Here is a 21,023-nt window from a genome sequence, read left to right on the forward strand (position 1 = left end):
CACCTCCTGCTCTTATTGAGCGGATTCCCGCCGCTCGCGGCGCAACGCGGCGAGGCGCTCTTCAACGACGTTGGCTTCAGGAATCGGCTCGGCGGCCAGCTCTTGGTAAATCGCCTCGGCGGCGTCAAAACGCTCCTGGCGCTCCAGCAGCTTGGCCAGCGCCAGGCCGCCCCGCACGCGCCACGGAGGCTGGTCAATCCGCTGGTACCAGGCCATGGCGGTCTCAAGATCCCCGCCTTCCTCATAACACGACGCGATGCGATACATCGATTCTCCGCGATCCGTCGGCCAGATCCGCAACGCCTCATCATACCATGAGATCGCATCCGCGTGCGCATCCGCTTGCCGCGCAAGGTCCCCAAGGCGGACCGCGAGTTTCGCGCGGTGGCGCGCGCTGAACGTGCCCGACTGGTACCACTCGCGCAAGCGCCGCGCCATCGCATCGCCCGGCTGCTCGCTCGATTGCACATCGATCAGCAACAGCTGAGCCTCAAACGCCTCATCCGTGCGCGGGGCCCCTGCGATGGCTTCTTGGCACAAGCGCAGTACCTCCGCCGGCTCCTCGCGATTGAGGGCGAGGAGTGCGGCGTAATACGCGGCCCGGGCCGCGAGCAGCGCGTTGGCAGGCGCTTGGCGAAGGCCCTCCAGCGCGCGCGCGGCGCGCTCCTCATCGCCCTGATTGAGGTAGGCGACCACCAGAGTCAGCTTCGCGTCATCAGCGATGGAGGCCTGAGGCATGGCGGCGACTCGCTCAAACATCGTGACCGCGTCATCAAACGCCCCGTCCTGCAGATGAATGCGGCCGAGCTGGTACGCGGCGTACGCGCCCAGCGGCGTTTCCGGTGCGACCGCGGCCGCCCGCTCAAACTCATGCCGAGCGGCGGCGAGATCGCCCATGACGATCTGCGCTTCGCCAAGCCCATTGAGCGCGGCCTGACGGATGGCGGGATTTGCCGAAGCGGCCGCTAATTCATAAATCGTCTTCGCTTGCACCGGATTGCCCGCATCCAAGGCAATGGCCGCCAGCGGCACCTGGAGACGCTCGCGGGAGGCCGCATCAAGGTGGAGGCGCAGCAGCGTATGCAGCACGCTCTTGGCGGCCTCCAGCTGCCCCCAGCGACGGTGGAAATCCGCGATGACCACCCCGGCATCAAGCGCCAGCGGATGCCCGGGATCCTTGGCCATGAGCTGCCTCAGCGAAGCCATGGCCTCGGTGTCCTTGCCGGCCCGCAGCAAGCAGCTGCCCTGCGCAAACAGCGCTTCGGTCTGATGGTCGCCGGCAGGCCGCGCGAGGTACTGTGTGACGAGCGGCACGCTCTCCTCGCACCGTGCCTGTTGATACCGCGTCCAGCCCAACCCGAAGAGTGCGACCCCGGCCCACGAACTTTCCGGTGCCGCCTCGCGCACCCGCAAGTACGCGGCGGCCGCTTCGTCGTACCGCTTCAGCCCTCCATAGGCCTCGGCCAGGTAGAGCGAGGTTTGGGCGATGAGCTCCGGCCCTTGCGCTTGCTCCAACAGCGGCTCCAGCATGTCCGCGGCTTCCCGGTAGTCCTGCAATCGCAGATGGCAGAAGCCTTCAAACAGCTTGGCGTCGACCGCCACAGCACCCGACTCCTCGCGCAGAGCGACACGGTGAAAGTGCGGAAGCGCGCCTCGCACGTCCTGCTGATGCAAGAGGACCAGCCCAAGGCCGATTTCAGCTTGGGGTCCCCAAGTCGATTCCGGATAGGCCTCGAGCAGATGTCTGTAGGCTCGCGCGGCCCGGACCATTTGAAACGATTGGCGGCACACCTCACCCTCCCAAAACAGGACCTCCGACCACCAGAGGCCGTCGTCTTTGGCCAGCCGGAGCTTGAGCTGGTCCAGCTCGCCGAGCGCATCGCTGGATCGCTGCAATCGATGGAGGCTCAGGGCTAACCACAGCCAGACGCGCCGCGTTTCCGGCGCGGCAGGGCTCTGGGTCAAAAACCGCTGGGCTAAGACGGCGGTCGTTTCGAAATCTTCGCGCAGAAACGCTTGCTGGACGGCCGCATAGCTCGACGCGAGCTCCGCCTGCGCCCCTGAGGCCCAAGCGCTCAGAAGGATCAGGATGAGCCCGGCACGAGCCGAGCGGAGAGAACCGGTTCTAGGCATGCGCATGGTGTGGCGCGCGCGATGGGCGCAGCAACGGTTGCAACCACGTCCCGGTCGAGGAGCCGGGGGTGGCCGCAACCTCTTCCGGCGTGCCGCTGGCGATCAAGCGGCCGCCCGCCTGGCCCCCCTCGGGTCCCAAATCAATCACGTAATCCGCGGTCTTGATCACTTCGAGATTATGCTCGATGACGATGACGGTATTGCCATAGTCCACCAGCTGATGCAGCACCGCCAGCAGTTTCTCCACATCGGCGAAATGCAGCCCGGTCGTCGGCTCATCCAGCAGGTAGAGCGTTCGGCCGGTCGCCCGGCGGGAGAGCTCCTTGGCCAGCTTGATGCGCTGCGCCTCCCCCCCGGAGAGTGTGGTGGCCGATTGCCCCAGCTCCAGATAGCCTAAGCCCACCGCCCGGGTGGTCTTCAGCTTCTGCGCGACGGCGGGAATCGGCTCAAAGAGTTCCAACGCTTCTTCGACCGTCATCGCCAAGACATCCGCAATGGAGCGGCCCTTGTACGTCGCCTGCAGCGTTTGCTCATTAAACCGCCGGCCCCGGCACGTTTCGCATCGCACATGCACATCCGAGAGAAAATGCATCTCGATGCGCTTGATCCCATCGCCCTGGCACGCCTCGCACCGGCCGCCTTTGACGTTAAAACTGAACCGCCCCGGGCGGAACCCGCGCAGTTTCGCCGTCGGTGTTTGGGCGAACAGATCCCGGATCGGGCCGAAGGCCTCCGTATACGTGGCTGGATTCGAGCGCGGGGTCCGCCCGATCGGCGATTGATCGATCACAATCACTTTGTCGACCAGGGGCATCCCGGTGATCCGCCGATGGCGGCCCGGGTGGTCTTTCGCGCCGTAGAGCCGGCGAGCCAGCGCGCGGTAGAGGATATCATCCACCAGGGTGGATTTGCCTGAGCCTGACACGCCGGTGACGCACACGAAGCAGCCCAGCGGGATCTTCACGTCGATCGCTTTGAGGTTGTGCTCGGCCGCCCCCTCGATCACCAGCGCTTGGCCCTTGCGCTGCGGCCGCCGACGCGGCGGCACCGCGATGAATCGTTTGCCGCAGAGGAATTGGCCCGTGAGGCTCTGCTCGGCGCGCATGATATCCTCGATCCCGCCGCAGGCGACCACTGCTCCGCCATGTTTGCCGGCTCCGGGCCCGAGATCGACGAGATAGTCCGCGCGGCGGATCGTGGCCTCATCATGCTCCACCACCACCAGGGTATTGCCCGCATCGCGCAGCCGCTGCAAGGTGTTCAGGAGCTTTTCGTTGTCCCGCTGATGCAAGCCGATGGACGGCTCATCCAGAATATAGAGGACCCCCACCAAGCCTGAGCCGACTTGCGTCGCCAAGCGGATGCGCTGCGCTTCCCCGCCGGAGAGCGTTCCGGAGGCTCGATCGAGTGTTAAGTAGCCAAGACCAACGTCGATGAGAAATTGCAGGCGCCGAGAAATTTCCTTGATCAGCGGGTCGCTAACACTCCGTTGCTGGGCGGTCCACTGAAGCCCCTGCACCCACCGTTGGGCGGCCGTCACCGCATCCGTGGTCACCTCGGCAATGGACCGGCCGGCGATCAGCACCGCGCAGCTCTCCGGTTTCAGACGAGCGCCCTGGCACGCTTGGCAAGGCAGCACGCTCATGTACCGGCTGATGTTTTCTTTCACGTAGTCGGAGTCGGTGTGGCGAAACCGCCGCTTGAGATTCGGGATCACGCCTTCCCATGGCTCGCCCCAGATGATCTCTTCGGAGCCGTAGAGCAGCGCTTTTTGGATGCGGCGGTCCAATCGATGAAAGGGCGTGCCCAAACCGACACCGAAATGGCGGGCGGCCTCGCGCAACAGGCGGCTGTAATAGATGACCATGTGGTGCCCGCTTCGCCGCCATGGCGCAATGGCGCCGTCCTGAAGGGATGCGCTGCGATCCGGAACGACGAGCTCTTCATCAAGCTCCAGCCGGGTGCCCAACCCATCGCACGTCGGACACGCCCCATAGGGCGAGTTAAAGGAGAAGGTCCGCGGGGAGAGTTCCTCAAAACTGAACCCGCAGCGGGAGCAGGCGTAGAGTTCGCTCAAGAGCTGTTCGTGTTTGCCATGAACAACGGCCACGAGGCCCTTGCCGACTTTCAAGGCCGTTTCAATGGATTCGGTCAGGCGGATTTTGTTGTCGGGCTGGGCGTTCAAGCGATCGATCACGATGTCAATCGTATGGGCGCGCTTTTTCTCCAGCGCCATCGGCTCATCCACATCGTGGAAGGCGCCATCGACGCGGACCCGCACGAACCCCTGGCGTTTGGCATCGCGAAAGATCTCGGCGTATTCGCCTTTTCGGCCGCGGACGACGGGTGCCAGGATGGTGAGCGGCGTTTCTGCGGGCAACGCCAAGACGTGGGCGACAATTTCCTGCGCCGATTGCTGGCTGATGGGCATTTGGCATTTCGGGCAGTGCGGCTGCCCCAGCCGCGCAAACAGGACGCGGAGATAATCATAGATTTCCGTTTGCGTGGCGACGGTGGAGCGGGGATTCGACCCTGCGGTGCGCTGCTCGATGGCGATCGCCGGCGAAAGCCCATCGATGGCGTCAACATCAGGCTTTTCTAGCCGCTCCAGGAACTGCCGGGCATACGCCGAGAGGCTCTCCACATAGCGGCGCTGCCCCTCGGCATACAGCGTATCGAATGCCAGAGTGGACTTGCCGGAGCCTGAAAGCCCGGTCACCACGATGAGGGCTCCGCGCGGCAACTGCACATCAATCGACTTCAGATTATGTTCCCGAGCGCCTTGAATCGTAATGCACCCATTGGCTCCGGGAAGCGTGGGGTCTCTGCTGGAGGGCATCGCAATCGTTCAACACGCAACAACGATTATCGCAGATAGCACATAGCACACAGCACATAGCAACAGCGTCATCTCTCTGCTATTGGCTATCTGCTATGTGCTATGCACTATCGGCTTCACGAGCAGTTTCTTACCGACGACGACGTCGGCGTTGGCCGCCCCGCGCCATCTTCGCGCGAGAAATGTCACCCTGCTTGTCTACGAAGTACAGATAGCCGGCCTGCTTTCGAATGCCCACTTTCGCTACTTTCTCTGCCACGACAAGTCACCCCCTTCCACCAGTTGTCGGTTGTCACTCCGCTGTCGCCCCGGGTCGTGACAGCGAATCGCCTCAGGTGCCGATGTGCACGCGGTCGAAAATCCGTCCGAGCGTTGCGACGGCGGACCGCACCGCGAGCTCGCTTGTTTTCGGGTTAGCGCTCGGCGCGCTTTCAATCTGGCAACGAATCGACCCGCAATCGGCGTCCACTTCAAGTTCGTGGCGGTTGACGCGAATTGTGGGGTCCGCGACCACCCGAATGCGCGGGGTCGCGGCATGCTTGGCGGCGGCCAACGTCAAGGTGGCGGCGATATTCGTATTTTGGGGGAACGCGTTGACGACGGCAGCCGCGGAGCCTTCGAAAATGACGAGGGGTCGCTTCAGACGGTCCAGCCGAAGCCGCTTGCGGCGGATATACGGCGCGCTCATCAGAGCCTTCGGGGGTTTGCGCGTCGTCAAGGCCAGGCGCGTGATGCGCCCGATGGCGAGGGCCTTGAGGCCATCCACGGCGGCGAGGGCTCCGCTTGGCAGATAGACCCGCCCTCTGGAGCGCCGTGCTGCGCGTTGCCAGGCCCGGCGTCCGAGCAGTCCGCCGACGCTCATGATGAGCACATCATGATTCGCGCGGAGAGCGGCGAGTGCCACCGAAGCGGCCACGTCGGCTGAGGCGGCCTCAAGCACCAAGCGGCTTCGCCGGATGAGTTCAGCGCGGGAAACAATCGAGGGATGGTTTGCAAGCCGGCGCTGCAGGGCGCGTGCGCGCGTCTCATCCACATCATGTAGGGCGATCAGTCGTGCGGTTGATCGATAGGTTCGCTCAACAGCTCTTGCGAGTTGCGAGCCGATGGTCCCGCAGCCGATGAGGCCGACAGGCACCATGGCTACGATCGCCGCGAGGGATTCCCCGCCGTCTCCTCGAGAAATCGGCAGCGCTCGCGAACAACATCCCGGATGCGGTTGCCCGCGTCCACCATAATCACCGTAGGTGAAAAGGCCTCAACCTCTTGCTCCGTCAACTGCGCGTACGACATGATGATCACGCGATCGCCGACCGTGATCAGCCGGGCCGCCGCGCCATTGATGCAGACGGTGCCGGACCCCGCCTGGCCCTCGATGCAATACGTCACGATGCGGGCTCCGTTGTCCACGTCGACGACATGGACCTGCTCATACGGCAGGATGTTGGCCGCCTTCATCAGCTGCGCATCCAGTGTGAGGCTGCCGGTGTAATTCACATTGGCATCCGTCACGACGGCGCGGTGGAGCTTGGACTTGCAGATCGTTCGCATCATCGACGAGGTATTATGGCACGTCGACGAGAAGATTGTCAATCAATCGTGTGCGGCCGAATCGGACGGCCAGCAGCAGGGCGACGCGCCCGGAAACGCGCGTCAATGGCTCGAGCGTCGCGGCGTTGACGAGTGCGACATAATCAATCCGCGCCTCAGGTGCTGATCGGATGCGTTGCGTCATCGCGCGCTGCACGCCTTCGGCGCGACGTTCGCCGGCTCGAATGCCGCGTTGCGCCTGTTGGAGCGCTTGACGGAGCACGGCGGCTTGCCGCCGATGGCTCGGCGATAAGTAGATATTGCGCGAGCTCATGGCCAGCCCATCCGCTTCGCGAATCGTGGGACAGAGGTGAAACCGAATCGGCAGATGCGCATCGCGAATCATCTGGTGAATGATCCGGGCTTGCTGATAATCTTTTTGGCCGAAGTAGGCGTTGGTCGGCTGCGTGATCTCAAAGAGCAGCCACACCACCGTCGCAACCCCGCGAAAATGTCCTGGGCGGATCTTCCCTTCCCATCGCTGCGCTAATGGGCCAGGGTCGATCGTTGTGTGAGATCCCTCAGGATACATGTCCTGGGCCGCCGGCGAAAAAATCACATGAGCGCCTGCGGACGCTGCCAGACGAACATCGCGCGCAAACGGCCGAGGGTAGCTGGCGAAATCTTCCTTCGGCCCAAACTGCAATGGATTCACGAACATCGTCACGACCACGACATCGTTCTCGCGAGCCGCGCGCCGTATCAAGGACAGATGCCCTTCATGCAGCGCGCCCATGGTGGGCACAACCCCAATGCGCTTGCCTTGAGCCCGCAGGCGCACCGCGCGCTGCTGCATCTGTCGCACTGACCGAATGATGGTCATCTTCAGGGCGATATCAGATATGAAACGGCTGTTTCATATCTGATATCGCTTGGAGGAGGGCGACGATGGGCTTCCGCAGCACCGGGTGGATGCACTCAGGGGAAAGTTGAGCAAGCGGCTGCAGCACAAAGAGCCGCTCATGCAGGCGGGGATGTGGAATCTCCAGATCCGGCTCATTGACGGCCCGATCTCCATAGAGAAGAATGTCCAGGTCGATGGGGCGAGGACCCCATCGTTCGGTTGAGGGCACCCGCCCCAGCTGCCGCTCGATCGCTTGGAGCGTCTGCAGCAGCGCACGCGGCGCAAGCGTCGTGTCGATTTCAACCACGGTGTTGAGGAAGGGGCCTTGCGGAGGACCTCCCGCTGGTTCAGTCTCGATGATCGGCGCCATCTGGGTTACCTGGACCCCAGGAACCCGATTCAACGCCTGGACCGATGTTGAAATCAGCGATAGACGGTCGCCTTCATTAGATCCGATTCCGATGAATACTCGGCTCATCTGCAGACTAATTCGTTTATGCGAGCGCCTTGGCCAGACGGGAAATCGCATCCTGCAGGCGTTCGATGGGTGAGGTGAGGGACATGCGGACGTACCCTTCGCCGGAGGGGCCGAAGCCCACGCCGGGTGTGATGACGACGTGCGATTGCTCAAGCAGCCGAGACGCAAAGGTGATGGAATGTTCCTTGGTCGGCACGCGGGCCCAGAGATAGAAGGACGCCTTGGGTTTCGGCACCTGCCAGCCAGCGTTGGCTAATCCCTCCACGAGCAGGTCACGCCGTTGCTGATACGTCGCCACTGCCTGTTGCAACGGGGTCTGATCACCGGTGAGGGCTTCGATCCCGGCCCACTGGATCGGCTGAAAAATCCCTGAGTCAATATTCGTCTTCAGTTGTGTGAGCGCTGCGATCAGCTTGGCATTGCCGCAGGCAAACCCAATGCGCCAGCCGGTCATGTTGTAGGTTTTGGAGAGGCTGTGGAACTCCACCCCAACAGATTTTGCATCCGGCAGCTCGAGAAAACTCATCGGCGTGTAGCCGTCGAAGGCAATTTCCGAATACGCCGCGTCATGCGCGATCGCAACGCCATACTCTTTCGCCAGCGCAATCGCTTCCTGAAACTGCTCAGCCGTGGCGGTGGCCGCGGTCGGATTGTTCGGATAATTGAGGAACATGAGCTTGGCTCGACGAGCCGCTTTTTGGCTCAGCGCACCGAGATCCGGGAAAAATTGGTTCTCTTCCAGCAGCGGCATGGAGACCGGCTCAGCCCCGGCGAAGATCGTGCTGCTGCGATACGGCGGATAACACGGATCCGGGACCAGCACCACATCGCCAGGATTCGCCACCGCCAGCGGAAGATTCGCGATGCCCTCTTTGGAGCCAAGCAACGGCAGCACCTCGGTGCTGGGATCCAGGGTCACGTTGAACCGTCGCTGATACCACTCCGCGATCGCTTTGCGCAGCTCAGGAATGCCTTCGGTAAAGCTGTACCGGTGATTGGCTGGATCATCGATGGTGTGTTTGAGCTTGGCGATGATATGAGCTGGCGTGGGCAAATCAGGGTCACCGACTCCCAAGTCAATGACATCCATGCCCTCAGCTTGCAGTTTCCGCTTCGCCTTGTCGATCTCAACGAAGAGATACGGCGGCAACTGCTTGAGCCGATCCGCCTTCTCGAATTGGTTCGTCGTTGCCATTTGTGAGCTCATTTCTCAATAAGGCGACCCATGACCCATGACGCATGACGCATGACTAAAACCAAGCACGACAGTGTGGGTCGTGTGTCATGGGTCATGTGTCTTGTGTCACTCTTGACTTGAGGACGTGACTCATATCGTAGAGGCCGGGCTGCTGCTTGACGACGAACTGGGCGGCGCGTAGAGCGCCTTGGGCAAAGACGTCGCGGCTATGGGCGCGATGCGTCAGCTCCAGCCGCTCGGATGGTCCGGCCAAAATCACCGTGTGATCACCGACAATGTCGCCGGCGCGCACCGCATGGACCGTGATGGCGCTCGTCGGCTGCTGGCGCGCCGCCGCCAACTCCTCGGCAAGCCGCTTGGCCGTGCCGCTCGGCGCGTCTTTTTTCTGCTTGTGGTGCGCTTCGACCACCTCAACGTCATAGGACAAACCCAGACGCTGCGCGGCCAAGTGGGCCAGCTCAAACAGGACGTTGACGCCAACACTCATGTTTGGGCTGAACATAATCGGAATGGCCTTGGACGCATTGCGAATGCTCACCAGCTGGGCTTCAGATAATCCGGTTGTGCCGATCACCATCGGCTTGCGCAGCTCCTGCGCTAACGCAAGATGCGCGATCGTAGCCTCAGGTGAGGTGAATTCGATCACCACATCGCCCTGCCCCATCGCCTGCTTCGCATCGGTGCTGACGGTCACCATCGGTGTGACTGGCCGGCCAAGGACTTGGCTGTACGCTTTGCCGATCGCTTCATGGCCTGAGGCTTCAAGGACGGCACCGAGGCTGAAGACAGCATCCCCCAGCGCGCACCGGGCAATCGCTTGCCCCATCCGCCCACACGCACCGCTAATCACCAATTTAACGGCCATGTCGCCCTCTGTGTGCTGTGTGCCTTGCTGGATTTCAACAACCCATAGCTTTCGAGCGTCATCTGCAACCGTTCATGGTTCGTCTCGGACATCTCGCATAATGGCAATCGCAGCTCAGGCTGGATCATGCCCAAAATCCCCATCGCGGTCTTGACCGGAATGGGGTTCGTCTCCAAGAACATCGCCTTGGTCAGCGGCAGCAGCCGGTGATGCCACTGGATGGCTTCGGCCCGCTCGCCGGCCTCAAATGCCGCCACCATCGCGGCCACATCCTTCGGCACGATATTCGCCACCACCGAGATGACCCCTACCCCGCCGATCGCCAGGACGGGGAGTGTCAGCGCATCATCGCCGGAAATCAGCGCGATCTTGCCCTGGGTCAGCTGCAGAATCCGGCTCATCTGCTCAAGGTTCCCGCTGGACTCTTTCACCGCCACGATATTCGGAATTTGTGCCAATTGCGCAAAGGTCTCCGGCTCGATGTTGACCGCCGTGCGCGACATGATGTTATAGGGAATCAGCGGCAGCTCCACCGCATCGGCAATCGCCTTAAAGTGCAGGTACAAGCCCCGCTGGGTCGGCTTATTGTAGTAGGGGCTGATCAAGAGCGCCGCATCCGCGCCGGAGTCCTGCGCGTGCTTGGTGATGCGGATGGCTTCTCGCGTGCTATTGGAGCCCGTACCAGCGATCACCGGAATCCGGCCGCGGGCGGCTTTGACCGACAGTTTAATGACGCGGTCGTGCTCTTCAAACGACAGCGTCGCCGATTCGCCGGTGGTTCCGCAGGGCACAATCGCGGTCGTGCCGGATTTCACATGCCAATCGATGAGATGCTTGAGCGCCTTCTCATCAATTGCATCGTCGCGAAACGGCGTGACGATCGCCACCATGGAACCCCGCAAGCGCAGTGTGCTCATACCGAAACCTCGCCGTCGAAGACGCGTTGTGCAGGCCCTTCCATGACGACATCAGCCACGCGCCAGGTTCCACGCTGCGGTTGCGCCATGCATGAGACGGCCACCAACTCCCCGCTGCGGGGTTGAAGGGTCATGCGAAATCGCTGCGGACGAGATGATGCCTTGGCTCGGCCCAATACTGCGACGATCGCTGAGGCCACCATGCCAGTGCCACAGGCCAAGGTTTCATCCTCCACCCCCCGCTCGTACGTTCGGATCTTCAGTCGATGGGGACCCAGCCGCTGGATGAAATTGACGTTGGTGCCCTGCGGCGCAAACACCTTGTGAAATCGCAACCGGCGCCCCAAGCCCTCGACGTCAATCGTCTCAAGGTTGGGAACGGCCACCACCATATGCGGCACGCCAGTATTCACAAACCCATAGCGAATCGTCCGTGCGCCGACCTTCAGCGACTGCTGCAGCTGCAACTCGGTTGGCTCCATCATTCGCGTCGCCACACGGTTGCCCTGCACCCGCGCCGATAACGTCCCCGCCAATGTCTCTAAGGTGATGGCTTTGCTGCTGTGTGCTGTGTGCTGCCCGCCCCGGCTCTGCGGGTCGGGCCGGGGTGTGCTGTGTGCCAAATACAGCGCGACACAGCGCGCGCCATTGCCGCACATCTCAGCCTCAGAACCATCGGCGTTGAAGATGCGCATTTTCGCGGCGGCTGAGCGCGATGGCTCCAACAGCAGCATCCCATCCGCGCCGATGCCGTGGTGCCGGTCGCACAAGGCTTGGCTGACAGCGCTCCATCGTCTTGAGACGCCGTTACACTGACGGCGCCTGGCATCCACGACAATAAAGTCATTGCCGGTGCCGGCCATTTTGGTAAAGGGAATCTTCTTCATGTGAGAAACCCAGATGGAATCACATCATGGCGAATAAGATCAGACCGAGTCTCGCGGCGTCGGATGACGGCCCAACGGTTGCCGCGCACCAGCACCTCGGCCGGCCTCGTGCGTCCGTTGTAGTTGGACGCCATGGTAAACCCATAGGCGCCAGCACCCAGAATCGCTAGTCGCTGCCCGGCGGCCACGCGTCCCAGTGATCGATTTTTCGCGAACACATCAGCGCTTTCACAGATCGGCCCAACGATGTCGAACCGACCTGTCCCATTGGCGGCACCCGCACCTGATCCGACAGGGATCACCTCATGATACGCTCCATACAAGGCCGGGCGGATCAAATCGTTCATGCCCGCATTCACGACGGCAAATTGTTTTCGGCGCGAGCGTTTGACATAAAGCACTTCAGCCACGAGAATCCCGGCATTGCCCACGATGAACCGGCCTGGCTCAAGAATCAGCCGCACTCCTAAGGGTTCAATCAGCGGCAGCACCGCCTTGGCAAACTGCTGCGGCGTTTGCGGCCGTTCATCTTTATAGATGATGCCAAGCCCGCCGCCAAGATTGAGCCACTCCAGAGGGGCCCCGTCTCGCCGCCCCTGCCGGATCACCTCGCCGGCTCGCCGGATCGCTTCCACAAACGGCTCGGGCTTGGTGATCTGCGAGCCGATGTGCAGGTGGATCCCGATCATCTCGACACCGCGAAATTTCGCATGCGAGCGCAGCAAGGTTTCAGCCGCTGCCCGGTCGATGCCGAATTTGGTCTCGGCCACTCCGGTCGTGATGTAGCGATGCGTATGCGCTTCGACGTCAGGGTTGAGCCGCAGCGCTACCCGCGCGGCCGTGCGCATCGATTGCGCGATGCGATCAATGGCGCGCAGCTCTGGCTCGGACTCCACATTGAAGCAAAAGATGCCGGCCTTTAGCGCTTCGTGAATTTCCGCATCGGTTTTTCCAACGCTGGCAAACACGATCTTCGATGGCGGGCAGCCGGCTTTGAGCGCCTTAAACAGCTCGCCTCCGGAGACGATATCCAGCCCGGCCCCATGGCTGACCAGCAGCCTGAGAATCGCCAGGTTGCCGTTGGCTTTCACGGAGAAACAGATCAGCGGCTGGATTTCGCGAAAGGCCGACCGCAGCTTCTCCAGATGCTCCACCAGAGTTTTGCGGCTATAGATGTAGACCGGCGTGCCGACCTGCTCGGCAATCTGAGCCACCGGCACGCGCTCGCAATAGAGCTGGCCTTTCACTTGATGAAAGTCGTGTGGATAGTACATGAAAGTCTTCCAAACGATATCAGATATGACACCGCCATTTCATATCTGATATCGCTCTTAGGTTAGGGTTTTTCGCCAGCGGGCGATCGCCTGTCGCACCATCTGCGGATTCGTGCTGCCTAAACTTCGTTTGCGATTCACCGACTGCGCCGGATCCATAACCGCCAGCGCATCCCGCCCAAACCGTGGCGAGAATCGCTGCAACTGAGCCCAGCGGAAATCGCGCAAGGCGTTCCCTTGGGATTCGGCGGCAGCAACGATGCGGCCCACGATCTCATGAGCCGTGGCAAATGGCTCACCCTTCTTGACGAGATACTCTGCAAGATCCGTCGCGCAGAGCGTATCGGACGCAAGGAGCCGAGCCGCGGATGATCGGCGGATACGCACATGGTAAACCAATCGCGCGAGCACGGTCAAGGCGTCGTCGGAGGCTTCCACCGACTCAAACACGAATCGCTTGTCCCATTGCAAATCGCGGTTGTACGTCAACGGCAAGCCCTTCATCATCGTCAGAAACCCGGTGAGATTGCCGATGATCAGCCCCGCCTGCCCACGGATGAGCTCCAGCACATCCGGATTTTTCTTCTGCGGCATCAGACTCGATCCGGTGGCAAACGCATCATCCAGCGCCGCAATGCCGAATTCTGCCGTGGACCAGAGAATGAGGTCCTCGGAGAAGCGCGACAGATGCATAGCAAGCACCGCGAGCGCCGAGACGACCTCCAGCGCGAAATCTCGATCCGACACCGCATCCATGCTGTTGTCTGACACCTGAGAGAATCCCAGGAGCTTGGCCACGTAGCGGCGGTCGATTGGCCATGACGTGCCGGCAAGCGCCCCTGAGCCGAGCGGCAGCACATCGATGCGCGCTCGAGCATCAGCCAGCCGCGCTCGATCTCGCTCAAGCATCTCGACGTACGCGAGCAGGTGATGCGCCAGCAGCACCGGCTGGGCTTGTTGAAGGTGCGTGTAGCCTGGAATTACCACCTCGACATGCTTGTGGGCCATCGACACAAGGGCCCGCTGCACCTCCTGAATCCGCCCCATGAGGTTGGCCACGGCCGATCGAGCGTACAGGCGCAGGTCAAGACTCACCTGATCGTTGCGGCTGCGCGCGGTGTGCAACTTCTTGGCCACCGGCCCGATCCCTCGCGCCAGTTGCTGCTGAATTTGCGTATGGATATCTTCGGCTCCAGCGTCCAGCGTCCCCGGCCCGCCACGTGCCGGGGCGGGCCAGCGTCCAGCCTCAATTGAGCGGAGGATTCGTGTCAGTCCTTTGACGAGTTTCTGGCTGTCAGACGATGGAATAATCCGGCACTTCCCCAGCATCTTGGCGTGAGCCATCGAGCCGATCACGTCATATTTCGCCAGCCGGTAATCCACGCTGATGCTTGAGGTGAACCGCTCCACCATCGGATCCGTCTTCTTCGTGAACCTCCCGCCCCACAATTTGCGCTGAGTGCTCATGTTGGGCTTCCTTCATACGCTAATCCGAACAGTTTAATGAAGCCTTCGGCATGGCGCTGGTCGAACTGATCTTTCGCCGAATACGTCGCCAGGCGCTCGCGATAGAGGCTGTGCGGCGATTGTCGGCCCACCGCTTGACAGCTTCCTTTATAGAGCTTGACCCGAACGCGCCCGGTCACACGCCGTTGCGTCTCATCCACGAAGACATCCAGGCTGCGCTTCAGCGGCGTGAACCACAACCCGCTGTAGACCAGCTCAGCGTACTTGGCTGACATCCCCTGCTTAAACTGCAGCAGCAGTCGATCCAGCACCAGCCGCTCCAACTCCTGATGCGCCTCAAGCAAGATCGCGCCGGCCGGCGACTCATACACCTCGCGCGATTTGATCCCGACCACCCGGCTCTCCATCATATCAGCCCGGCCGATGCCATGCTGAGCCCCGATGGCGCTGAGACGCTTAATGAGCCGCACGCCAGACAGGCGGGTGCCATTGAGCCCTGTGGGCGTGCCACGAGTGAAATCGATCGTGACATAGCCCGGTTTCGAGGTCGCTCGCTCGGGTGCTCGAATCGACCGATACGTATCCGAGGGCGGCTCAATCCAAGGATGTTCCAGCACCCCGGCCTCGATGCTCGTCCCCCAGAGATTTTGATCGATGCTATACGGGCTGCGCTTGGTCACATCGATGGGAATGCGGTGCCGTTTGGCGTAGTCGATTTCCTGATCGCGCGAACGGAATTCCCACTCCCGCACCGGAGCAATGATCTGCAATCGCGGATCAAGAATCCTGGCCGTGACCTCGAATCGCACTTGATCATTGCCTTTTCCAGTGCAGCCATGAGCCACGGCTGTCGCTTTCACCGCATGGGCCACATCAACAAGATGTTTGGCAATGAGCGGGCGAGACAGCGCGGTCGCCAGCACATATTTGCCTTCATAGACCGCATTGGCTTTGAGCGCCGGCCAGATATAGTCGCTGACAAACTCTTGGCGCACATCTTTCACCACGACGCTGGCAGCGCCCGCGATTTTTGCGCGCGTAACCGCCGCGGCTGACGGATCGCCCTGGCCCACATTGGCCATAAACGCGACGACGCGATACCCTCGTTCGGTTAACCACTTCACGCAGACCGATGTGTCAAGACCGCCTGAATAGGCCAGCACGACCGTTTTGCTCATCAACTCAACCCTTTCCACATAGCCACATGAGGAGCGCTTTCTGAACATGCAGCCGATTCTCCGCCTGATCGAAGACGCGCGACTGCCGATGCTCCATGATATCGTCAGTAATCTCTTCCCCGCGATGCGCCGGCAAACAATGCAGCACGATGCAACCTGGCTGAGCCGCCTTCAACAGGCGCGCGTTGATCTGATAGGGCCGGAACACCTTCAAGCGCGCCTCGCGCTCTTTCTCCTGCCCCATGCTCACCCAGACGTCGGTGTAGAGGACCTCAGCGCCTGTTGCCGCTTCCGTGGGATCGGAGGTCCAGCGGATCACAGCGCCATGATGTTTCGCGCGCGCAACGGCATCCTTCCACATCGCGTCATGCGGCTTGTAGGCTGGCGGCGTCGCCACCGTCACATGAGCGCCCATCATCGCGCAGCCGTGCAGCAGCGAGTGCAGCACGTTGTTGCCGTCGCCGATGTAGGCCACGCGCAATCCCTTGAGCCGACCGAAGGCCTCCTGGATCGTGAGCAGATCCGCCAGCGCTTGGCACGGATGCACCGCATCTGAGAGCCCGTTGATGACCGGGCAATCGGCGGATGTCGCAAACGCTTCGGCATCCGCATGGGCAAAGGTGCGCACAACGATCGCGTCCACGTAGCGCGACAGCGCACGGGCCACATCGTTGATGGGTTCGCGCACCCCCAGCTGAATATCCTGTTGGTCCAGATAGATCGCCGCTCCGCCCAGCTGGTGGACGGCCACTTCAAAGGCCACCCGCGTGCGCATCGACGGCTTCTGAAACACCAGGGCCACCGTCTTGCCTTTCAGGGCGCTGCCGCCGAAGCGTCGATTGGCCTTGCATCGAACCGCCAACATCAGCAGCCGGGAGAGCTCTTTTTCACTCACATCCGTGATGGTCAAAAAATCTCGCATCATTGTTGTTGAATGAGCACTTCTTCGAGCATGTTCAGTCCGTGGTCCAGTTGCGCTTTGGTGATCGTCATCGCCGGCAGCAACCGCAGCACCCGCTCTTGGGTGCAGTTGATCAGCAGCCGCTTGGCCCGGCACGCCTCCACGATGGGCCGCCCGTCGATGCTCAGCTCCACGCCGATCATCAGTCCGCGGCCGCGGATCTCTGTGATGAAGGGCGCCTGCTCCTTGAGCCGCTGCAGCCGCGCCATCACATGCTGACTCAGCGCGCGGACGCGTTCAAGCAGTCGCTCTTGGTCGATGACTTCAATCGTCGCCAGGATGCAGGCACAACCAAGCGGATTGCCGCCGTAGGTGGTGGCATGGGTCCCTGGCGTCAGCAAATCCGCAAACGCCGGCTTGGCAATCACCGCGCCGATCGGGAATCCCCCGCCGAGCGTTTTGGCTAACAGCATGATATCAGGCGTGACCCCGCTGTGCTGATACGCAAACCATGTGCCGGTGCGCCCCATGCCGCTTTGGACCTCATCGAAGATCAGCAGCAGATGGCGCTCATCACAGATGTGGCGAAGCCCGGCAAGGAACTCGTGGCTCGCCACGCGAACGCCGCCTTCGCCTTGAATTGGCTCCACCAGCACGGCGCACGTCTTCGGCGTGATGGCTCGGCGCACCGCCTCAAGATCATTCAGCGGCGCGCGCACAAATCCCGGCAAGAGCGGTTCAAACCCTTGCTGGTATTTTGGCTGCGCGGTCGCACTCATAGCTCCGGTGGTCCGGCCATGAAATGAGCGCTCCATCACGATGATTTCAAATCGGCCATCGGTGGCGCCAAACTTCCTCGAGAGTTTAATGGCGGTTTCCACGGCTTCTGCGCCGCTGTTACTGAAAAAGACCTTGCCCTCAAATGACCGCTCCACCAGCGCTTTCGCGGCTTTGGCCTGCAGCGGATGATAAAAGTTATTCGGCACGTGCATCAGCCGTGTGGATTGTCCTCGCAGCGCGCGCATGACCCATGGATGGTTATGCCCCAAGCCGCTCACCCCCCAGCCCGGGAAGAGGTCCAGGTACTCCTGGCCCTCGACGTCCCAGACCCGGCTGCCTTTGCCTTTGGTCAGCACGAGGGGCTGGCGCACGTACGTGTTCATCACGTATTTGTCGTACTGCTTGATCACTTGATTCGTTGTCTCTGCCATCGTCAGTGAACAATCTCCGTGCCGATGCCTTGCTTCGTAAAGATTTCCAAGAGCATGGCGTGCGGGATGCTGGCGTCGATGATGTGCGTCTTCTTCACACCGATGCGCAACGCATTCACGCACGCTTTGACCTTCGGAATCATGCCTTCTTGGATGACCTGGCGCTCGATCAGCGTCTTGGCCTCCTTCACGGAGAGGGTTGAAATGAGCGAGCCTTCATCGCTGGCGTGCCGCAAAATGCCTCGGACGTTCGTGAGCAGGACGAGCTTCTCCGCCTTCAGATACGCCGCCACTTCGCTGGCCACGTCATCGGCGTTGATGTTGTACAGCTGCTCCCCATCCCCGATCCCCACCGGCGAAATCACCGGAATCGCGTTGTGCCGCAGCGCCTGGCGGATCCGGCCGGCCTGCACCATGCGCACCGACCCGACGAATCCCAGCTCAGCGCACCTGGCATGCGGCTGCGCGATAATCACCCAATGCCGCGGCACCAACCCCTCGGCGTCTCCGTTGAGCGCCTTGATCTGTGTCACGAGCCGCCCATTGACCTTTTCGAGCTCCTCATTGACCACGCGAATGGCCTCGGCATCCGTCACGCGCATGCCATCGATGAACGCGCTTTTCTTGCCGCCCTCCGAGAGCTTTTTCGTGATCATCGGCCCGCCGCCATGCACGAGCACTGGGTGGATGCCGACCGCCCGCAGGAAGACGAGATCCTGCAGGATGCCTTTCATGGCTGTTGGATGATCAATGGCGCTGCCGCCATATTTGACCACGACCACCTTCTGGTGAAACTGCTGAATGTACGGCAGCGCCTCAATCAGGATGTCGGCCTTCCTAATAGATTCCTCCATCTCAGGACCGACCCATGACCCACGACTCATGACACATGACCAAAGAACCGTTAGCCGTTTGAGGTCGTGGGTCGTGCGTCATGTGTCGTGTGTCGCCGTTACGTTGAATACCGTGCGTTAATATGGACATACTCTTCAGTCAAATCGCAGGTGCGCATGCGACTCGCGGCCCGCCCGGCATGCAGATGCACGTGAATGCGAACGCTCGGGCCTTGCATGAGACGACGCGAGACGGCAGCACTCAATCGCACGGCCACGCCGCCTACGACCATGCGCTGCCCTTCGATCCAAATGTCCAGGCGATTCGGATCGAACACGGCCCCTGAAGCTCCGGCCGCCGCCGCCACCCGGCCAACATTGGGGTCGGCACCCGCCACCATCGTTTTCACCAGCGGAGAATTCGCAATGCTTCGCGCGCACCGTGAGGCTTCGCCCTCCGTCCGAGCGCCTTCCACAATGATTTCTGCCATGCGCGTGGCTCCCTCGCCATCGCTCACGATCATCAGTGCCAGTCGCTCCATGACCGCCTGGAGCATCTGGACAAAGGGCTTCTGAGCGGCTCCGGTCACGCGCGCTCCGGATCGGCCGCTCGCCAGCGCAAAGACCGTATCATTCGTGCTCATGTCGCCATCAATCGTGATCTGGTTAAATGTCCTCGCCGCGGCCTGCCGCAGGAGACGCCGCAACAGCGAAGGGGCCACGGCCGCATCCGTGGTCATCACGCAGAGCATGGTGGCCATCGAGGGAGCAATCATGCCGGATCCCTTCGCCATGCCGCCAACCCGCACGGCGCTCCCATGGATGCGGGCTTCGACCGCCGCTTCCTTCGGCTTCAGATCCGTCGTGAGAATCCCCAAGGCCGCTGAGGTATGATTCGCTCGATGCAGATGCTGCACGAGGGCTGGGATGCTCCGCAGCATGCGAGCCACGGGAAGCCGTTGCCCGATCATTCCGGTCGACGCCATCAGGACATGCCGCTCCGTCAGCCGAAGGGCCCCTGCGACGGATCGGCTGACCACCATGGCATCCCGAAGCCCGGCCACACCGGTCATGCAATTAGCGCACCCGCTGTTGAGGAGAATCGCCTGAGCCTGACCGGCGCGGATGCGCTCTTGGCTGATCAGCACCGGAGCGGCTTTCACACGATTTCGCGTCACCACCGCTGCGGCGACAGCGAGCTCATCGGCAACCACGAGCGAGAGGTCGGGTTTATTGAGCCGTTTGATCCCCGCGTTGACCGCTGAAGCTCTAAACCCAAGCGCGGCGGTCACCCCGCCATTCATCCATTTCATCAGAGGAGTCCGGTGGTCTCTGGCCAGCCGTGCATGATATTGAGATTTTGCACCGCTTGGCCGGCGGCGCCCTTCACCAAATTGTCCAAAGCGCTGGCGATCAGCATGGTGCCGGTCGCCGAGTCAACCATGATCCCGAGATCGCAGTAGTTGGTGTGCGTCACTTCGGATAGCTGCGGAAAACCGGATGAGCGCACGCGCACGAACGGCGTGGTCTCCGGGGAGTAGGCCGCGGCGAAGGCGGCTCGAGCCTGCGCTTCAGTCGTCTTCGCCTGCAGGTAGAGCATGGAGATCAAGCCGCGGGTGGCCGGAATGACTTGGGGCACGAAGACCATCTGGATCTCGCTGCCGGTCAGTTGGCGAATCGTCTGATTGATCTCCGGCATATGCTGATGCGCATTGACCTTATAGGCCCGCAGGTTCTCGGACATCTCCGCATAGAGCAATGAAGGCTCGGGTTTGCGTCCGGCCCCGCTGACGCCTGATTTGGCATCGATGATGACGCGGCGGCTATCCACCAACTTGGCCCGAAACAGCGGCAGCAACCCTAGCAGCACGCTGGTCGCGTAGCAGCCAGGATTCGCCACCAGCGTGGCCTTGGCAATCTCCCCCTGACAAAACTCGGCCAGGCCATACGCAGCGGCTCCTGGTTTGAGCCACTCAGGATGCGTATGCGAGAAGGTGTACCACTGTGGATAGAGCGAAGGCTCGTGCAGGCGGAAGTCGCCGGAGAGGTCAATCACCCGTTTGCCCGCGGCCAGCAGCTTGGGGGCGAGTTCCATCGCCATGCCATGCGGCAAGGCGAGAAACACCACGTCGGAGACATCAGTACAACGGGAGAGGTTGAGCGCTTCGACGGCGAGATCTACGCGGCCGGCGAAACGAGGATAGACCTCAGAGACAGGAGTCGGGCGGCCCCATTTGGCCGAGGCGGCCAGATAGGTAAGCTGAACATGCGGGTGATGGATGAGGATCCGCAGGAGCTCTTCGCCGGTGTAACCGGTCGCTCCTGCAATCGCGACGCGTATCGTTGGCATCTGTGAGGTTTCATATTATCACAAGCTAAGGCGATATCAGATATCGAAATCGATATCTGAT

At 61.5% G+C, this 21,023-nt stretch carries 18 protein-coding genes; all 18 read right to left on the reverse strand.

Translation table 11 applies throughout. The features are described from left to right. Positions 1-12: 12 nt before the first annotated feature. Positions 13-2,133, reverse strand: a complete 2,121-nt coding sequence (locus HY737_02580; protein MBI4597271.1) for a tetratricopeptide repeat protein — start codon at positions 2,131-2,133, stop codon at positions 13-15. After that, positions 2,126-4,972: an excinuclease ABC subunit UvrA gene (uvrA, locus tag HY737_02585; protein ID MBI4597272.1), complete on the reverse strand. Its 2,847-nt coding sequence runs from the start codon at positions 4,970-4,972 to the stop codon at positions 2,126-2,128. Before uvrA ends, HY737_02580 begins: the two co-directional genes overlap by 8 nt. 331 nt (positions 4,973-5,303) lie before the next feature. Next, complete coding sequence (locus HY737_02590; GenBank protein MBI4597273.1) at positions 5,304-6,110, reverse strand: DUF108 domain-containing protein; 807 nt, start codon at positions 6,108-6,110, stop codon at positions 5,304-5,306. A gap of 2 nt (positions 6,111-6,112) precedes the next feature. Further along, positions 6,113-6,523 carry an aspartate 1-decarboxylase gene (locus tag HY737_02595; GenBank protein ID MBI4597274.1) on the reverse strand — a complete coding sequence of 137 codons (411 nt, stop codon included), beginning with the start codon at positions 6,521-6,523 and terminating at the stop codon, positions 6,113-6,115. Between the two features lie 10 nt (positions 6,524-6,533). Further along, positions 6,534-7,382 (reverse strand): pantoate--beta-alanine ligase, encoded by an 849-nt coding sequence (locus tag HY737_02600; protein MBI4597275.1) that lies wholly within the window; start codon positions 7,380-7,382, stop codon positions 6,534-6,536. Positions 7,383-7,395: 13 nt separating this feature from the next. Then, complete coding sequence (gene folK, locus HY737_02605; protein ID MBI4597276.1) at positions 7,396-7,881, reverse strand: 2-amino-4-hydroxy-6-hydroxymethyldihydropteridine diphosphokinase; 486 nt, start codon at positions 7,879-7,881, stop codon at positions 7,396-7,398. Between the two features lie 16 nt (positions 7,882-7,897). Next, entirely contained in the window at positions 7,898-9,076 is a 1,179-nt protein-coding gene (locus HY737_02610; GenBank protein ID MBI4597277.1) for an LL-diaminopimelate aminotransferase, read from the reverse strand. A gap of 94 nt (positions 9,077-9,170) precedes the next feature. Continuing rightward, positions 9,171-9,944, reverse strand: coding sequence for a 4-hydroxy-tetrahydrodipicolinate reductase (locus HY737_02615; protein MBI4597278.1), 774 nt, complete (start codon positions 9,942-9,944; stop codon positions 9,171-9,173). Then, positions 9,926-10,861 (reverse strand): 4-hydroxy-tetrahydrodipicolinate synthase, encoded by a 936-nt coding sequence (locus tag HY737_02620; protein ID MBI4597279.1) that lies wholly within the window; start codon positions 10,859-10,861, stop codon positions 9,926-9,928. The genes HY737_02615 and HY737_02620 overlap by 19 nt, the downstream gene beginning before the upstream one ends. After that, positions 10,858-11,748: a diaminopimelate epimerase gene (locus HY737_02625; GenBank protein ID MBI4597280.1), complete on the reverse strand. Its 891-nt coding sequence runs from the start codon at positions 11,746-11,748 to the stop codon at positions 10,858-10,860. The genes HY737_02620 and HY737_02625 overlap by 4 nt, the downstream gene beginning before the upstream one ends. Beyond that, positions 11,745-13,022: a diaminopimelate decarboxylase gene (lysA, locus tag HY737_02630; GenBank protein MBI4597281.1), complete on the reverse strand. Its 1,278-nt coding sequence runs from the start codon at positions 13,020-13,022 to the stop codon at positions 11,745-11,747. Before lysA ends, HY737_02625 begins: the two co-directional genes overlap by 4 nt. A gap of 57 nt (positions 13,023-13,079) precedes the next feature. After that, positions 13,080-14,489: an argininosuccinate lyase gene (argH, locus tag HY737_02635; protein ID MBI4597282.1), complete on the reverse strand. Its 1,410-nt coding sequence runs from the start codon at positions 14,487-14,489 to the stop codon at positions 13,080-13,082. Next, on the reverse strand, positions 14,486-15,670 hold the full coding sequence (locus tag HY737_02640) for an argininosuccinate synthase (protein MBI4597283.1): 1,185 nt from the start codon (positions 15,668-15,670) through the stop codon (positions 14,486-14,488). The genes argH and HY737_02640 overlap by 4 nt, the downstream gene beginning before the upstream one ends. A 1-nt stretch (position 15,671) precedes the next feature. Continuing rightward, positions 15,672-16,592: an ornithine carbamoyltransferase gene (gene argF, locus HY737_02645; protein MBI4597284.1), complete on the reverse strand. Its 921-nt coding sequence runs from the start codon at positions 16,590-16,592 to the stop codon at positions 15,672-15,674. Then, complete coding sequence (locus HY737_02650; protein MBI4597285.1) at positions 16,589-17,779, reverse strand: aspartate aminotransferase family protein; 1,191 nt, start codon at positions 17,777-17,779, stop codon at positions 16,589-16,591. Before HY737_02650 ends, argF begins: the two co-directional genes overlap by 4 nt. A 2-nt stretch (positions 17,780-17,781) precedes the next feature. Further along, complete coding sequence (gene argB, locus HY737_02655) at positions 17,782-18,663, reverse strand: acetylglutamate kinase (GenBank protein MBI4597286.1); 882 nt, start codon at positions 18,661-18,663, stop codon at positions 17,782-17,784. Between the two features lie 68 nt (positions 18,664-18,731). Then, positions 18,732-19,925 (reverse strand): bifunctional glutamate N-acetyltransferase/amino-acid acetyltransferase ArgJ, encoded by a 1,194-nt coding sequence (argJ, locus tag HY737_02660; GenBank protein MBI4597287.1) that lies wholly within the window; start codon positions 19,923-19,925, stop codon positions 18,732-18,734. After that, entirely contained in the window at positions 19,925-20,962 is a 1,038-nt protein-coding gene (locus tag HY737_02665) for an N-acetyl-gamma-glutamyl-phosphate reductase (GenBank protein MBI4597288.1), read from the reverse strand. Before HY737_02665 ends, argJ begins: the two co-directional genes overlap by 1 nt. Between the last annotated feature and the right edge of the window lie 61 nt (positions 20,963-21,023).

It is taken from the genome of Candidatus Omnitrophota bacterium (assembly GCA_016209275.1).
In the GTDB taxonomy this organism is placed as follows: Bacteria; Omnitrophota; Gorgyraeia; order Aquiviventales; family Aquiviventaceae; genus JACQWM01.

Coding starts and splice junctions, on each gene's coding strand:
- HY737_02595 (MBI4597274.1), bottom strand. CDS start 6,523: ATGATGCGAACGATCTGCAAGTCCAAGCTCCACCGCGCCGTCGTGACG.
- HY737_02665 (MBI4597288.1), bottom strand. CDS start 20,962: ATGCCAACGATACGCGTCGCGATTGCAGGAGCGACCGGTTACACCGGC.
- folK (MBI4597276.1), bottom strand. CDS start 7,881: ATGAGCCGAGTATTCATCGGAATCGGATCTAATGAAGGCGACCGTCTA.
- uvrA (MBI4597272.1), bottom strand. CDS start 4,972: ATGCCCTCCAGCAGAGACCCCACGCTTCCCGGAGCCAATGGGTGCATT.
- argJ (MBI4597287.1), bottom strand. CDS start 19,925: ATGAAATGGATGAATGGCGGGGTGACCGCCGCGCTTGGGTTTAGAGCT.
- HY737_02615 (MBI4597278.1), bottom strand. CDS start 9,944: ATGGCCGTTAAATTGGTGATTAGCGGTGCGTGTGGGCGGATGGGGCAA.
- argB (MBI4597286.1), bottom strand. CDS start 18,663: ATGAGTCGTGGGTCATGGGTCGGTCCTGAGATGGAGGAATCTATTAGG.
- lysA (MBI4597281.1), bottom strand. CDS start 13,022: ATGTACTATCCACACGACTTTCATCAAGTGAAAGGCCAGCTCTATTGC.
- HY737_02600 (MBI4597275.1), bottom strand. CDS start 7,382: ATGACCATCATTCGGTCAGTGCGACAGATGCAGCAGCGCGCGGTGCGC.
- HY737_02580 (MBI4597271.1), bottom strand. CDS start 2,133: ATGCCTAGAACCGGTTCTCTCCGCTCGGCTCGTGCCGGGCTCATCCTG.
- argH (MBI4597282.1), bottom strand. CDS start 14,489: ATGAGCACTCAGCGCAAATTGTGGGGCGGGAGGTTCACGAAGAAGACG.
- HY737_02610 (MBI4597277.1), bottom strand. CDS start 9,076: ATGGCAACGACGAACCAATTCGAGAAGGCGGATCGGCTCAAGCAGTTG.
- HY737_02625 (MBI4597280.1), bottom strand. CDS start 11,748: ATGAAGAAGATTCCCTTTACCAAAATGGCCGGCACCGGCAATGACTTT.
- argF (MBI4597284.1), bottom strand. CDS start 16,592: ATGATGCGAGATTTTTTGACCATCACGGATGTGAGTGAAAAAGAGCTC.
- HY737_02590 (MBI4597273.1), bottom strand. CDS start 6,110: ATGGTGCCTGTCGGCCTCATCGGCTGCGGGACCATCGGCTCGCAACTC.
- HY737_02620 (MBI4597279.1), bottom strand. CDS start 10,861: ATGAGCACACTGCGCTTGCGGGGTTCCATGGTGGCGATCGTCACGCCG.
- HY737_02650 (MBI4597285.1), bottom strand. CDS start 17,779: ATGGCAGAGACAACGAATCAAGTGATCAAGCAGTACGACAAATACGTG.